This window comes from Gracilibacillus salitolerans, assembly GCF_009650095.1.
In the GTDB taxonomy this organism is placed as follows: Bacteria; Bacillota; Bacilli; order Bacillales; family Amphibacillaceae; genus Gracilibacillus; species Gracilibacillus salitolerans.
The window spans coordinates 3,994,372-4,009,728 of sequence record NZ_CP045915.1 but is presented as its reverse complement, the minus strand read 5'-3'; the positions used below and the strand labels follow the sequence as shown (position 1 = coordinate 4,009,728).

The window sequence follows — 15,357 nt, the reverse complement described above, 5'->3', positions numbered from 1 at the left end:
ATTATGTCACTATGTCAAGTGCAAAAATATCGACCACACTTACATTTTTCACCACAAGAGAATTGGATGAATGATCCAAACGGTTTAATTTACTTTAAAGGAGAATACCATCTTTTTTTTCAATACAATCCAAATGACAGCAAATGGGGTCCCATGCATTGGGGCCATGCTGTCAGTAAAGATCTGATTAAGTGGACAGAGTTACCTATTGCCTTATATCCCGATGAAAATGGCACCATTTTTTCAGGGAGTGCTGTAGTTGATTGGAATAATACCACAGGTTTCTTTCCTGATGAACCGGGGCTTGTCGCGATTTTTACTCATCATTTAGAGAACGAAGTATACATCCCACCAAAACAATCACAAAGTTTAGCTTATAGTTATGATAATGGACGGACATGGGTAAAGTATCAACATAATCCTGTGTTAGAACATGACTCAAATGTTGATTTCAGAGATCCAAAAGTATTTTGGCATCACTCCTCTAACAAATGGATGATGGTGTTGGCGACTGGTCAAACTATATCTATTTATTCATCTCCTAATTTAATAGATTGGTGTTTTGAAAGTGAGTTTGGAGATAACTTTGGATCTCATGACGGGGTTTGGGAGTGTCCGGACTTATTTGAATTACAGGTAGAAAATAGCGAAGAATCTAAGTGGGTACTTTTTGTAAGTATAGGAGATAATCCTAAATTCGAAAAAGGTTCACGTACTCAATATTTTGTAGGTACATTTAATGGTTCTGTATTTCAGGCTGAACATGAGGATGAAAAATGGTTAGATTACGGGAAAGACAATTATGCAGGTGTAAGCTTTTCTGATATACCAGTAGAAGATGGTAGACGTATTTATTTAGGGTGGATGAGTAACTGGCGTTATGCTAATGAGGTACCAACTCAAGGTTGGAGAAGTCAAATGACATTACCTAGGGAACTAGGGATTCGTAAAGTCAAGGATTCCTATTCCGTGATACAGCAACCTGTACAAGAATTAGATGTTTATTTTACAAGAAAAGAAGTAATCAATAACAAATTGATAGATAAGGAACTACGATATGATTTTGATGAATCGTATGGGATGATAACGCTAAATATCGAAAATATGGATGCGACAAAATATGGAGTGGATATTCATCATACACAATCGAATGTAACATCCATAATAATTGATACACAAAAACAATTATTAATATTGGATCGTAAAAATTCAGGCATGAATTCTTTTTCAGATAATTTCTCAATGCCACAAGAAATAAAATTATTTGATACACAAAAGATTAAACTAAACTTGGTTATTGATTCTTCTTCTATAGAAATATTTGGAAATGAAGGAGAGTTTGCTTTAACAAGCCTAGTATATCCGGATAAAGCATGTGAAGAAATTTCGCTTCATGCTTTAGATGGTGAGATGAAGGTTGAAGAGGGATATCTTTTAAAGCCTAGAACTTAACCATTTTAAAATGTGTGAAGAAAGCCAGAAGACCGAGAAATAAGATTCTGGCTTTTTTCTTAGAAGTATGTAGTAGTGAAACTATATAAAAAATGAAAGTTTAAACTGTCTATAGAGACTTGTGAAAGAGTAAATTATAAATAAGTTGGTGAAAAAATGGTAGATGTAACAGCATTAGGCGAGATATTAGTTGATTTTACACCAAATGGAGTTAGTGAGCATGGGAATCCGGTTTATGCTGCAAACCCAGGAGGAGCTCCCGGGAATCTATTGGTAGCACTCTCTCGATTAAGTAAAGAAACATCATTTATAGGCTGCGTTGGGAATGATCAGTTTGGAAATATGCTTGAAGACACATTGTACAACAATGGGGTTAGCACATCGGGCATGGTATATTCCGATATACATACAACACTTGCATTTGTTCATATAGATGAAAGCGGAGATCGTTCTTTTAGTTTTTGCAGAAATCCAGGAGCAGATACAATGTTATCAAAAGATGATCTAAAGCCTGAATCAATTGCTCAAACTAAGATTTTTCATGTAGGTTCTATTTCGATGACAAACGAGCCATCTAGAAAAGCTACGCGAACAGCTTTAAAAGTAGCAAAGGAAAATGGTGTAACTATTTCATATGATCCAAATCTTAGACGTGATTTATGGGATTCTTTAGAAGGGGCAAAGGAAAGAATAGTAGAATTATTATATTATGCAGACATAGTAAAACTCTCAGAGGAAGAACTAGAATTTATAGCAGGTACGAACGAGGTGGAGAAAGGTGCTAAACTGATTTTTCAGCAATATAATGTGGCTTTACTTTTTATTACAGCTGGTAGTACAGGGAGCTATTGTTGTAACAAACATGTTATTTTGTTTAAACCAGGATTATCTATAAAGGCTATCGATACAACCGGATGTGGTGATGCTTTCTTTGCAGGAGTTTTATACAAGATATTAGAAAACAACATGTCATATCAAAATATTTCGGAAAAGGAAATGAGTGAATTACTTCTATTTGGAAACGCTATGGGGGCATATGTTGCTCAAAAACAAGGCGGTATTCCAGCGCTTCCAAATTTAAATGAAATAAATAAATATATATCAGAGGTAAAAGAAGAATAATTATTTAAACTAGCAAGATTTTGTATGAATTTTTGCCATTAAAAAACAGCTCTCGGATTTACTTTAGCCAAGAGCTGTGTATATATTTTTTTAAAATTTTACATTAAGTCATATACAGATTCCTCGAAATAGAGCCAGTGAAAATATTCAATTTGTTCGTCTGTCATGTTGTATATGGTTTCCTCATTAAATTTGTTTTTCTCTAGTAGGTGTTCCATTTTGTCATTTCTTTCTAATTGGCTCATGCTAAGTCCTCCTCATGCTCCTATTCAAAGAGTTATTCATTCGGTAAAGCGTTTTCATGATGTTAACTTTATTATAAATCGCGATATGAGATAATACAAATATCAAATTGAGAACGATCGGACATGAAGTGATATGAAGTTGTTATAGTTAAATGAACCTTTTCCGATTAGAGTTGACAAGTTCCATAAATTTAATACAATATAAGTTGGCTCTTTTATTAGAGCGGGCTGGGAGAGGGATAATTGAATAGAAGGAATTACATTGAGAAAAGATATTTTTCAATTAAAACAACATGAGACGAGTGTAAAACAAGAACTGTCTGCTGGATTAATCGGGTTCTTCACGATAGCTTACATTATTGCCGTGAATTCCTTGATCTTATCAGAAGCGGGTGTTCCTTTAGAAGGAGCAGTACTAGGTACAATCCTTACTTCATTTGTAGGTTGTTTAATTATGGGAATATGGGCTAATGCGCCAATTCTGATCGTTCCTGGTATGGGTATTAATGCGATGTTTACCTATACGCTTGTACAGTCCATGGAGCTCACGTGGCAACAGGCCCTTGGTGTTACCGCTATGTCAGGCCTTATTTTCACGTTGATTGCATTTTCATCGCTAACAACGATAATAAAAAATGCGATTCCAGAATCGTTAAAGCTAGCAATTAATATCGGAATTGGTCTATTTCTGATGTTGATCGGTTTAGAAAAGGGGCATCTGGTTGTGCGAGGCGATCAATCGATTGTTGCCCTAGGTGATTTCAGTGATCCGGCTGTCTTTGCAACGATTGTTACCTTCATCATTGCGCTGGTATTATTTATTCGTAATGTAAAAGGTAACTTCTTATGGACCATTCTGTTTGGAACTGGAATAGCCTTCTTATTAGGAGTGCTGCCTTCTAAAGCAAGTGAATCGTTCTCACTAAATGGGTACCAAGAAGTATTTGGGGCTTTTTCGTTTGCGGATTGGGCTTCTTTTCCGTATTTAGTTGCGGTATTTTCCATCACAATGGTTGTCTTGTTTGAGAATGTTGGTTTAACGTACAATCATGTTGCTGCAACAAATCGTCCAGAGAAGTTTAAGAAAGCTTTTCAAGCAAATGGGGTCTCTGTAATGCTATCTGGTCTTTTTGGTTCGAGTCCGACGGTATCCACAGCGGAAACAACGGCGGCAATTACTGCAGGTGGACGTACGGGATTAACCACGATTACGACAGGTTTCTTGTTTTTATTAGTTACGTTTTTTATTCCATATATCCAAATGATTCCTTCCAATGCGATCGCGCCGGTGTTAATGATTATCGGAGGACTCATGATTCAAGATATAAAGAAATTAGATTTGCGTGATCTAAGTGAGTCTTTTCCTGCGATATTTATAATTGTGATGATACCTTTCACCTACAGCATTGCAGATGGAATTGCCATTGGATTTATTCTTTATGTGATTTTGAAATTAGGTACAGGGAATGCAAAGAAAGTATCCTTTACACTTTACGTGATAGCTTGTCTGTTTTTACTACATTTCATTATTCACTTTGCTGTTTGAGTCTTTGATTTTCAAAGGCTCTTTTTTACACTTTGGAAAGTAGAAAATATAAGAGGGAGAATACAAAAAAATTCCTCTTTATCAATCACATCCTCTTTTTGAAGATAAACAAGATGCTTTTCAAATTAAAGATGATTAATAGAGAGATAAGCATGGTTTTTACTTCATTTCATGATTCACTTTGCTGTTTGACTCTTAGATTCAAAGGCAAAGTATAAAAAGTGGCTAGCTCCGAGTTAAAAATGTATTTAAACTACACATTTTAATAGTCTTCCAACCTTTGATTAAACGAAGTATAATAACTTCATACTATACACCATGAGGTGATTATCATCAGTCTAAGAGTTATTAAAATTCTAAAAGCTGAGAAAGTGAAATTGCAAAAAACTATAAAAAACGAACAAACTCAGATTGCATTTCTCGAAAAAGAAAAAAGAGAAGATCTATGGATCAAACAAAAAATAGAGTGTGTAAAAAAGCGAATTATTTCTTACGAGATAGCAGTAGTGGAATTGGATAATGCAATAGAAACTTTGGAAACAGAGTTATCTAGCAGTATATATTTGATAAATTATAAATAATTAAATGATATAAAATCATCAATAGACTAAACCCCCTGATGCGGGCACACCAAACGGTTATTACAGACCGAACACTTATTAAGTCATTTTTGCGTTTCCGTGTAAATCAACTAATGGACAGTAATATTAGTCCTTGTACGCTTTCTGTAACTCCACAAGATCAAGTTTCTTCATTTTAAGAGTAGCCTTATTAACACGGGCTATTTGTTCCGGTGTACCATTGCTCATCATTTCGTCCATTTCTTTTGGAACTATCTGCCATGAAACTCCATATTTATCTTTCAACCACCCGCATTGCTGAGCCTCAGGAACCGCGGATAGCTTGTTCCAGTAATGATTAATCTCTTGTTGTGTGTCGTAATATACTATAAAGGATATTGCCTCGTTGAAACTGAATTTATGTTCTCTTGCGCTGTCCATTGCAGCAAACCACTGATTCTCAAGCATGAAGTCAGAAAACATAATTGTTCCTTCTTTGTCAGGTTCCATGCCTTGAGGGTATCGTGCAATAAGACCCTGCCTTGCATTCTTAAATATGGATAAATAAAAATGAATTGCCTCTTCCGCTTACCGCATTTATCACCGACAAACATTAATGATGGCACAATTGTAGGTCGTTCTTCACCTTCTGGATTGGATAGGATTAATTGCCATGACAGACCATACTTATCTTGAATCTAGCTATACTTTCCCTAAACGGGTACTTATCAAGTGGCATTAACTCGGTGCCACCTTCGGATAATTTGTTCCACACTTTATCTAATTCTTCACTCGCGTCTTTTTCTCGCGATGGCTCAAAATTAACCATGAAAGACACCGATGGATTGAATTTGAAAAAAGGTCCTGCGCTGATCGCCATGAACTTCTGTCCCCACGATTCAAAAGAGACTAAATCAACGTTACCTGATGGTGTGTCTTTAAGAGTTGTTCCATTGGTAATTCTTGAGTCCGGGAAAACAAAAGCATAAAACTCTGCTGCTTCAACCGCTTCCTTGTCATACCATAAGAACAATGTTTTGTACTGTCATCGTGATACCTCCTAATATATTTTTATTTATTGTACCATTTTGGTTTTGATTTGATTTCTTCTAGATTGCTGAATGCGTCTGTCTTTTGCAGCAAATTTACGTTTTTTTACCAAATGTTTATAGTGAATTAATATTAGTAAGGTATCCTTGGAGTAAGGAGGGATTATATGAAATTTGCTGTAATAGGTGATTTGCATTTTCCAGAAGTTGATCCAAGTGTTGAAGGGTTGGAAGAAGCGAAGTGGGATTTCTATCGTTCTTTTCTAGACCATTTTCTCGGTAATGAAGCGGATCTACATATTTCACTAGGTGATTTAACCCATTATGGTACTAAGGATGAGCTCGAAGAAGTTTATCAGATTATCAATAGTAAAGATAGACATTTTTATCATGTATTAGGTAATCATGATTTGTATGCACAATCTATTGAAAATGTGTTAAAAATAACTGGTCAACCTTTATATCATACCATTGCTAAAGGAAATGCGGTTTTTGCCTTTTTGAATACTGCCAAAGAAATGGACTATGAGGACTGGGGTGGTTCGATTAATCAAGAGCAATTGGCTTGGCTGGAAGAAGTCGTCGAAGCATCTGGAACCAAACCACTATTTGTATTTGGGCACCATCCGATATACAATACAACCTCCCGCTCAGATATGGATAAATTATCTATTGACCCTAATATAGATATATGGCGTGTCTTAGAAAAGAAGAAAGGGCAAGCTGTATACTTTAATGGTCATAATCATCAGAATTCTATTGTCCACAAAGATAACTGGACTTTTGTACAAGTTGCCGCTTGTTTAGATGAACAAGCATGGCGCGCAGTAGAACTCACAGATAATCATATCATCATTACCCACCATAAAGTTTCTAATCCACAACTGTCAGAACAGGCAGCATTTGTGTCCAAACATATGAATTATTTTCACCCTTTCTCGGAAGCCTCAGGTACAGAGAAAGATGTACAATGTGTGCTTCCTATTCATACAGTTAGTGAAATAACATCTTAATATGCATAAATAATATAATAGTGCTAGTTAAAGGGGATTGTCCTAGGTCTATTAAAGGCTTAAGACAATCCCTTTGTGCTAATCGTCTGTAAGCCTCCCACCTCAAGTAACATAAGGAAGCTAAGTGTGGAAAACAGACGCTAACACTCTGATCATTAGCGAAACTTCATCTATTCTAGCTATTTTTACCTAAATTATCTTTCAAAATCAATTGTTTCTTCTGTATCTAAATAAATAGCAGTTTCTTTTGGCTTCGTGCCTGCTAGCTTTACACCATTCCGATAAGATGCTAACACTTCTGCTTGTTTTCGAACCGCATCATAAATATTGTTGGTATTTAGGATGATGAAATTAGCCGGCTTGCCAACTTCTATTCCATATTTATCTTGGATATCTAATGTTACCGCACTATTTTCGGTAATGAAATCAAAGGCATCTATAATCTGATGGTATCCCATTAAATGGGTCACATGTATTCCCATATTTAAAACTTGCAACATATTTCCTGTTCCAAGTGGATACCATGGGTCAAAAATATCATCATGCCCAAAACTAACGTTAATTCCTGCTTCCGTTAATTCTTTCACACGTGTTATACCACGACGTTTAGGATAATCATCAAAGCGCCCTTGTAAGTGAATATTAACAAGTGGATTAGCAATAAAGTTAATATTAGAAAGCCCTAGTAGCTTCATTAATTTCGATACATAGGCGCTATTATAGGAATGCATAGCAGTTGTGTGGCTAGCTGTAACTTTACTACCTAAGTCACGCTTATATGCTTCTGCTGCGACAACCTCAATAAATCGAGATTGCTCATCATCGATCTCATCACAATGAATATCGACTAAACGATTATATTTTTCTGCTAAATCAAATGCAATTTTCATCGATTCCACACCATATTCACGAGTGAATTCAAAGTGTGGAATTCCACCTACGACATCTGCGCCCATTCTTAATGCTTCCTCTACAAGCTCAGCACCATTTGGATAAGACAAATAGCCTTCTTGAGGGAATGCAACCAATTGAAGGTCAACATACTCCTTCATGTCTTCTTTTACTTCTAGCAATGCTTTCATCGCGGTCAATGATGGATCACATACATCGACATGTGTTCGAACATGTTGGATACCCTGTGCAATTTGCCATTTTAACGCTTTTGTCGCTCTTGCTTTGACGTCTGCAATAGTTAGTGATTTCTTTCGTTCAGTCCATGTAGAAATCCCTTCGAAAAGTGTACCACTTTCATTCCATTTCGGCTCACCCGCAGTTAATGTCGTATCAAGGTGAACATGGGGTTCAATAAAAGGAGCACTCACTAATTTACCTTCTATATCTAGTGCGCCTTCTATGTCTTTTGCCTCTTCTATTTTCGAAAAATTTCCATTCTCGATATAGATATTCCATCGTCCTTCTCGTTTTGGCAATGTTGCATTTTGAATAATCACGATTTATACCTCTTTTCCTAACACTATACTTTTCTCTGTTTTAAATACCTTCTCTGTTACTAGTGTCAAACCTACATATAACATAATTGCACCTATAATGCCATTTAATGGTGGGATTCCTGGTAACCATTGTGCTGCTGCAAATCCACCTACCCAAGCAATAATAGCAGGCCAACGAATGACTTGAAATGCCATTTCTTCTAATGCTGGATAGTGCCCTTTTCTTAACAAGAAGAAGTCAGCTAATAGTATAGCACCAATTGGTGGAAGTGCTGCTCCAAGTAATGTTAACCAACCAACAAAATTATTATATAACCACATGGCAAAGATTGTCCCGATAATTCCATTGAAGATGACTACTTTACTTTTCTTGATTTTTGTTATATTGGAAAATCCTAGACCTGACGCGTATAAGGAATTATCGTTTGTTGTCCAAATATTTAATCCTAATACGATAATGGCTGGTACGATCAAGCCTTGGACAAACATTACTTCTGATATATCACCGAGACCAGTTGAAATGGCCCCTACCGCACCGAACAGAAACATTAATGAGTTACCGATAAAAAAGGCGATTAATGTTGTGATAACTGCAGTCTTTTTCGTCTTAGCAAAGCGAGCAAAGTCTGGTGTTAATGTTCCGCCACTTGCGAATGATCCGACACAGATAGTAAGTGCTGCAGCTAAGCTTATCGTTGCTTCCGGTTGATAGGCAAATAATTTAGATAGCCCACCTAAATCACTTATCGCAATACCAACAGACACACTTCCAAGGATCGCAATTGCTGGAACTGCGACCAAGCTTAGAATGGCTAATGCCTTCATCCCAAAGAAAGCAGAAAAAGTCATGACAATTCCTGAAATAATGATTAATGTTAACATATCAATTCCTGTTACTTTATTAACTGGTACGGCAAACATGGCTAATCCGACACCAAACCAGCCTACTTGTGTGGCACCTAATAAGAAAGAAGCTAGATAAGAGCCTTTCTCACCAAAGGCATAACGCGCTAGTAGGTGAGTAGATAAGCCTGTTTTAGCAGCTATATAAGCGAGTCCACCTGTATATAATCCGAGAATAAGATTGCCAAGTAAAACCATCCATATAAATTCTGTCATCGTTAAGCCAAGTCCTAATTCTCCGCCTGAAAGCATACTAGCAGAGAAGAACGTAAAACCGAGCATCACGACAAACATTTTTAAGAATCCATTTCGATATGATTGTGGTACAGCTTGAAGTGAAAATTCTTTATCCATTATAAGTTCCCCCTTGTCATGTTACTGGTACCAGCGTCGAGCAGTTTATTTGATAATAAGATAGGAAGAATTCTCATACTAGTAGTTTGGAAGATTTCCCATCAAGCTTATTAACAAAAAAAGCTTCCTGCCCGACTGACAAGAAGCTTTTGACATATAGATACGTGTGTATTGTAAATATATACACATGTAGCCTATTTGCAAATCCGTTGTCCTTGTCAGCCTCACGGGACTGAATTAAAGGTACCAATATTTAATTGGAGCTATTATCTCAAGATTGTCGAGCTTTGTCAATAACAGTGTCATTGATTACGAATTATCCAGATTGCTGATCCATTTAAACTTCTAATTATGTTCTTGTTATTGGTTTATGCTACATTTTTTTGCATGCTATAATGAAAGTAATAAATGAAAACGCTGTACAAAATCTCCAGAAAGTATGTCTGGTATAGATTTGACTATCTGACGCGAATGAAAAAGGGAGGAAAATCATGATGAAAGCAGAATTAGCTTATGAGATCAAAGCATTGCTCGGCGAAGGTCCTTGTTGGGATGAGAGAAAACAAGTTTTGTATTGGACTGATATTTCAGGAAAAGTAATCCATCGATTTGATCCGCAAACGGGGCAGAACGACACATTTAAGATTGGTCAGATGGTCGGAGCGGTTGTTGTGGCAGAAGATGGTCGATTAGTTTTGGCAGCAGAAAATGGCTTTTATTTTTATAATACGGAAACAGGACAGACGACCGCAATACACGACCCGGAAGCAGACAGACCAGAAAATCGATTCAATGATGGAAAGGTGGATCCTGCGGGAAGATTCTGGGCAGGAACGATGCAAAAGAATGATAATGATCCTGAAGGCTCGTTGTACTGCTTGGATGATACGCTTGAAGTAGAAACAAAGCTAACTGGATTGAGAACTTCCAATGGCATGGCCTGGGATATGACAAACAAGCGAATGTATTTTATAGATACACCAACTAGAAACATTTATGTATTTGATTATAATTTGAAAACCGGTATTATTGCGAATCAGCGAGTTGCCTTTCAGTACCCGGGAGGTTATGGTTTCCCAGATGGCATGACGATTGATACTGAGGGTATGCTCTGGATCGCAGGATGGGGAGCAGGAAAAGTAAGCAGATGGAATCCGGAAACAGGAGCGGTTTTGTCTACGGTAGAAGTACCGGCTCAAAATATTACTTCCTGTACTTTTGGTGGGAAGCATTTTGACACACTATACATCACGACTGCAAGAGAGGGGATGACAGACGAGGAACTAGAAAAACTCCCGCTGTCCGGTTCTCTATTTTCTATCCAAACGAATGCAACAGGATTGCCAGCGAACCGTTTTAAAAATATTCACCACGTATAACAGTACTACCCGGGACTAGTGATTCCGGGTTTTTCTCTATCTTAACGCCACCTTCCCCTTAAAACTACACTCAATTGTTGATTCCTTATTCGCGCTCTAATTATTAAAGAACTATATCAAAACAACAGAAAAATATCCCCCATAACCGAAAGTTGTCTCCTGTTACCTCATTGCCATATTAACTATAATTATTGTAAGCGTATACACGGATAATGTGTTTCTCTAATTTAATGTTGTCTATCTACTAAGCTAGCGTACAAACAGTTATCCACTGTTTTGTATAATCTTTTCCAAATAAGAAAGGAGGGACAATAAAAGCTATTGTCTAGCAGGGAGAACCAGAATCTAGTATGTAATATTAAAAGGAGGAGCTTATGGTAAAAAGTAGAACCTATGTGAAGAAGTTAATGATCATGTCTTTTATTACAGTTCTGGTATTAGGAGTACTAACATCTGTATGGACAACATCATCGAAAGCAGAAACAGAATCGGAAGTGGGAATCACAAATATGAAAGTGGAAAACACTGAAACACCATTAGGATTAGATAAAGAAAATCCAGCCTTTAGTTGGCAAATGGATGCCCCAGAAGGTGTCAGAGGAGTTTCACAAGAAGCTTACCGTATTGTTGTGGAAGATCAAGAGGGACAAGTAGTATGGGATACCAATAAAGTAGAAGATACTACTTCGATTAACATGCAATATGCGGGAGAAGAATTGAAGCCAACCACTAAATATGAGTGGACGGTGACTGTTTGGGATCAAAATGGTAACACTTCGTCCAAGTCCTCATGGTTTGAAACTGGACTAATGAATACAGATATATCAGGTTGGGATGAGGCATCATGGATTGGTGGAAGTGACGATGATTTAGTATTGAAGGCGGATTACTTTAATGTATACAAAGTGAATTATTCTCTTCAGTTAGATGAAGAAAGCGAAAGCACGAAAGCAAGCTTTGTACTTGGAGCTAATGATCCGCGACTAATGGATGCTAATAAAAACATCCGAGGAGTAGAGAATGAGGAAGATGAAAGTTACGTAGCTTTCGAATTAGATGCTTCTGAAGTGGATGGTAGTGAAGGTGGTCTTGCTAAGTTAAATGTATATCGAGTTGGATATACGGAGGATGATTCAGATGATACACCGTTATTAAGCTATGATATTCCAGAAAATTTACTAAACGCTGATAACCTGTATGACGCTCATAACTTCTTTATCTCAGCAGATTCAGGTGTGATAGAAGTAGCTGTGAACGGAACAGAGGATGAACATACAGTTGTTACAGATGGACGTTCTGGAGTAAATATTAATCCAGTTGGCTCAGGTGGAAATTATATCAGCTACCCAATGTTAGCTGATATAGGTTTTTCTCTTAAACCTGATCAAGAAGCTTTCTTTTCCAATGTTGAAGTAAAGAACCTACGCTCACCTTCCAATACTCTATTTGCGGAAGATTTGTCTGTTGAAGAATATAATGGTCTTTACGCAAATGAAGATGTCGATGGTTTTGAGGTAGATAATGGTGCTTATGTTTTAAATGGTGGAGAAGACGGAAGTTTTATAGTAGCTGATCCTAGTAAAAATTCTATGCCTATGTTACGTACAGAGTTCGATACAAGTGATCAACAAATTGAAAGTGCTCGACTTTACGCAACCGCAAGAGGTATATATGAGATGTATCTAAACGGCGAGAGAGTAAGTGAATACTATTTCACTCCTGGGCTTACACAATATAATGAATCACATCAATATCAAACATATGATGTAACAGATCATCTTCGCTCTGGAGAAACGAACGCAATTGGCGCAATGCTTGGAGAAGGTTGGTGGAGTGGTGCTATTACATTTACTACTAGTAGATGGAATCATTTTGGTGATCGACAATCATTGTTAGCAAAATTAGTAATCACCTATGAAGATGGAAGTAAGGAAGTCGTTACTACGAATCCAGATTGGAAATATTATGACGAAGGTCCGGTTGTTTATGGGAGCTTCTTCCAAGGCGAATATTATGATGCAACCAAAGAAGAAGCTGTCGATGGCTGGAGTCAAGCAGGCTATGACGAGAACAATTGGGAACCAGCAGAAGTTGTACCACTAGATGAAAAAACAACACCAGATGATAATGGCCTCTCCTATGATAATATGGAATTGATTGGTCAAATAGGAGAAGCACCTCGTGTAGTAGAAACATTGACAGCACAGGATGTGACAGAAGTACGTGATGGTGTATTTGTCTATGATATGGGTCAGAATGCTGTTGGTGTTCCACAAATTACGCTAAAAGATCAAGAAGCAGGTAATAAGGTAACATTAAGAGTCGCAGAAATGCTTTATCCTGATTTACCTGAGTCAGGTGATAATGTAGGAATGATCATGCAAGAAAATCTGCGAGCGGCGTTAAATCAGGATAATTATATTACAAAAGACGGAGAGCAGGTTATTCAACCGAGCTTCACATTCCATGGTTATCGCTATTTGGAGATTACCGGAATAGATGAGGCATTACCACTAGAAGATGTGAAAACATTAGTGATCAGTTCAGTAGATGAACTGTCTGCTAGTTATGAAACATCTAATGAGAGTGTAAATAAGTTGTTTGAAAATATATCATGGTCAATGCGAGGTAACTTTCTTTCTATTCCAACCGATACACCAGCTCGAAATGAACGAATGGGCTGGGGAGGAGATATTTCTGTTTTCGCAGAAACTTCAACTTATCTAGCAGATGTAAATGAATTTTTAGATCGCCACTTATTAGCATTACGAGATATGCAAGAAGATAATGGTAAATTTACCGATGTTGCTCCGGTTGGTGGCGGTTTTGGTGGAATTCTTTGGGGAAGTGCCGGAATCACAGTTGCATGGGAAGCTTATCAGCAGTTTGGTGATACCCAATTACTTGAAGATCATTATCAGGCAATGGCAAATTATATGAGTTACTTGGATTCCGTCGTTGATCCGGAAACCGGGTTTATTACTGAATCACAATTAGATGATTGGTTAAGTCCTGAACGTGGGCAAACAGGCGCTCAAAATCTATGGGTTGCCTATCACGCGTATGATCTATGGATCATGTCTCAAGTAGCTGAAGTACTTGGAAAAGCAGAAGATGCTAGCATGTATTTAGAACAATATAATGAAAGAAAAGCATTCTTCAATGACATTTTTGTAGATGATGAAACGAAGAAAACATTAAAAGATGATGGTACGATTGCTGATACACAAGCTTCTTATGCTGTACCATTAGCATTAGATATTTTTAATGAAGAGAATATTCCATATGCAGCAAAACATCTTGCTGAGACTGTAAAAAGAGAAAACAACGATGATGAAGGGATAACTCGTCCTGAATACTCTCTCATGACTGGCTTTATCGGTACAGCTGCGGTTAACAAAGCGTTATCTGATAATGGTTATCATGATATTGCATACCGCTTATTACAGCAAACATCCTATCCATCGTGGTTATATTCCGTAGAGAATGGAGCAACGACGATATGGGAACGCCTGAATTCTTACACAGAAGAAGCTGGGTTTGGTGGCAATAACAGCATGAACTCCTTCAACCATTATTCATTCGGTGCTGTAGGATCATGGATGATGTCACATTCGCTTGGAATTGAGCGTGATCAGAATAACCCTGGGTTTAAACATTTTATCCTTCAGCCGAATCCAGATCCTGATAAAAATATGACATATGCAAAAGGTAATTATGATTCTATGTATGGTACAATCGAGAGCTCGTGGGAAGTTAAAAACAAAACATTTAACTATAATGTAACTGTCCCGGCAAATACAACAGCAACACTCAATATTCCAACACACAATGAAAACACGGTAAAAGAGTCTAATCAGCCGATACAAAAGGTTGACGGTGTTACATTTGAGGACTACAAGGATGGCAAGGCAGTGTATGAATTAGAATCTGGTAGCTATGAATTCCGATCCATCTTAGAACAATAAAGAACATAGAGTACAAAAATATATTTGGTGATATTGTTAACCCCTGATTAATTCTTAGTTGAATTGATCAGGGTTCTTTTGTGTGTTGTTTTTGACTTTTTCCTTATCACACAGAGATGCACTCGCCTATTATTTAGTTATTTTTTAGGACGAGCTTCATATAGTGAGTAGGGGAGATAATTATCACGGTGAACAATCGTCCGTAAGCCCCCACTTCAATACTTAGAAGAATCAAAGAAGTCAAGTTGGGGTAACGGACGCTAGTACCCTGATAAGTTTCGCTAACCATCAGTGGTGGATGAAGAACCCCCACTG

9 protein-coding genes and 1 pseudogene are annotated in these 15,357 nt (G+C 37.3%); 6 read left to right on the top strand and 4 right to left on the bottom strand.

Features of this window, described 5'->3' with window-relative positions; genetic code table 11:
* Positions 1 to 3 precede the first annotated feature (3 nt).
* A complete protein-coding gene (locus tag GI584_RS19070; protein ID WP_153792229.1) occupies positions 4 to 1,452 on the top strand; it encodes a glycoside hydrolase family 32 protein in 1,449 nt (482 codons plus the stop codon).
* Positions 1,453 to 1,608: 156 nt separating this feature from the next.
* Positions 1,609 to 2,574 carry a carbohydrate kinase family protein gene (locus tag GI584_RS19065; RefSeq protein ID WP_153792228.1) on the top strand — a complete coding sequence of 322 codons (966 nt, stop codon included), beginning with the start codon at positions 1,609 to 1,611 and terminating at the stop codon, positions 2,572 to 2,574.
* A gap of 98 nt (positions 2,575 to 2,672) precedes the next feature.
* On the opposite strand, the gene GI584_RS19060 is transcribed toward GI584_RS19065, so the two are convergent.
* On the bottom strand, positions 2,673 to 2,819 hold the full coding sequence (locus GI584_RS19060; protein WP_153792227.1) for a BH0509 family protein: 147 nt from the start codon (positions 2,817 to 2,819) through the stop codon (positions 2,673 to 2,675).
* A gap of 262 nt (positions 2,820 to 3,081) precedes the next feature.
* Here GI584_RS19060 and GI584_RS19055 point away from each other — a divergent pair, with 262 nt between their 5' ends.
* Positions 3,082 to 4,365, top strand: a complete 1,284-nt coding sequence (locus GI584_RS19055; protein ID WP_153792226.1) for an NCS2 family permease — start codon at positions 3,082 to 3,084, stop codon at positions 4,363 to 4,365.
* 707 nt (positions 4,366 to 5,072) lie between these two features.
* On the opposite strand, the pseudogene GI584_RS19045 reads toward GI584_RS19055, so the two are convergent.
* A pseudogene (locus GI584_RS19045) lies at positions 5,073 to 5,958 on the bottom strand (VOC family protein).
* Positions 5,959 to 6,141: 183 nt separating this feature from the next.
* On the opposite strand from GI584_RS19045, the gene GI584_RS19040 reads away from it, so the two are divergent.
* Positions 6,142 to 6,987 carry a metallophosphoesterase family protein gene (locus GI584_RS19040; RefSeq protein ID WP_153792224.1) on the top strand — a complete coding sequence of 282 codons (846 nt, stop codon included), beginning with the start codon at positions 6,142 to 6,144 and terminating at the stop codon, positions 6,985 to 6,987.
* 194 nt (positions 6,988 to 7,181) lie between these two features.
* Here GI584_RS19040 and codA read toward each other — a convergent pair whose 3' ends face one another.
* On the bottom strand, positions 7,182 to 8,438 hold the full coding sequence (codA, locus tag GI584_RS19035) for a cytosine deaminase (RefSeq protein WP_153792223.1): 1,257 nt from the start codon (positions 8,436 to 8,438) through the stop codon (positions 7,182 to 7,184).
* A 3-nt stretch (positions 8,439 to 8,441) separates the two neighbouring features.
* Complete coding sequence (codB, locus tag GI584_RS19030) at positions 8,442 to 9,695, bottom strand: cytosine permease (RefSeq protein ID WP_153792222.1); 1,254 nt, start codon at positions 9,693 to 9,695, stop codon at positions 8,442 to 8,444.
* 491 nt (positions 9,696 to 10,186) lie between these two features.
* Between codB and GI584_RS19025 the strand changes: the two genes are divergently transcribed.
* A complete protein-coding gene (locus tag GI584_RS19025) occupies positions 10,187 to 11,074 on the top strand; it encodes an SMP-30/gluconolactonase/LRE family protein (RefSeq protein WP_325063411.1) in 888 nt (295 codons plus the stop codon).
* 374 nt (positions 11,075 to 11,448) lie between these two features.
* The gene (locus tag GI584_RS19020) at positions 11,449 to 15,042 is read left to right on the top strand and encodes a family 78 glycoside hydrolase catalytic domain (RefSeq protein ID WP_228552275.1); all 3,594 of its coding nucleotides are present in this window, start codon (positions 11,449 to 11,451) and stop codon (positions 15,040 to 15,042) included.
* Positions 15,043 to 15,357 lie beyond the last annotated feature (315 nt).

Bases quoted from the DNA above. Each gene is read 5' to 3' on its own strand.
- GI584_RS19070 (WP_153792229.1), top strand. From the start codon at position 4: ATGTCACTATGTCAAGTGCAAAAATATCGACCACACTTACATTTTTCA.
- GI584_RS19065 (WP_153792228.1), top strand. From the start codon at position 1,609: ATGGTAGATGTAACAGCATTAGGCGAGATATTAGTTGATTTTACACCA.
- GI584_RS19060 (WP_153792227.1), bottom strand. From the start codon at position 2,819: ATGAGCCAATTAGAAAGAAATGACAAAATGGAACACCTACTAGAGAAA.
- GI584_RS19040 (WP_153792224.1), top strand. From the start codon at position 6,142: ATGAAATTTGCTGTAATAGGTGATTTGCATTTTCCAGAAGTTGATCCA.
- codB (WP_153792222.1), bottom strand. From the start codon at position 9,695: ATGGATAAAGAATTTTCACTTCAAGCTGTACCACAATCATATCGAAAT.
- GI584_RS19025 (WP_325063411.1), top strand. From the start codon at position 10,187: ATGATGAAAGCAGAATTAGCTTATGAGATCAAAGCATTGCTCGGCGAA.
- GI584_RS19020 (WP_228552275.1), top strand. From the start codon at position 11,449: ATGGTAAAAAGTAGAACCTATGTGAAGAAGTTAATGATCATGTCTTTT.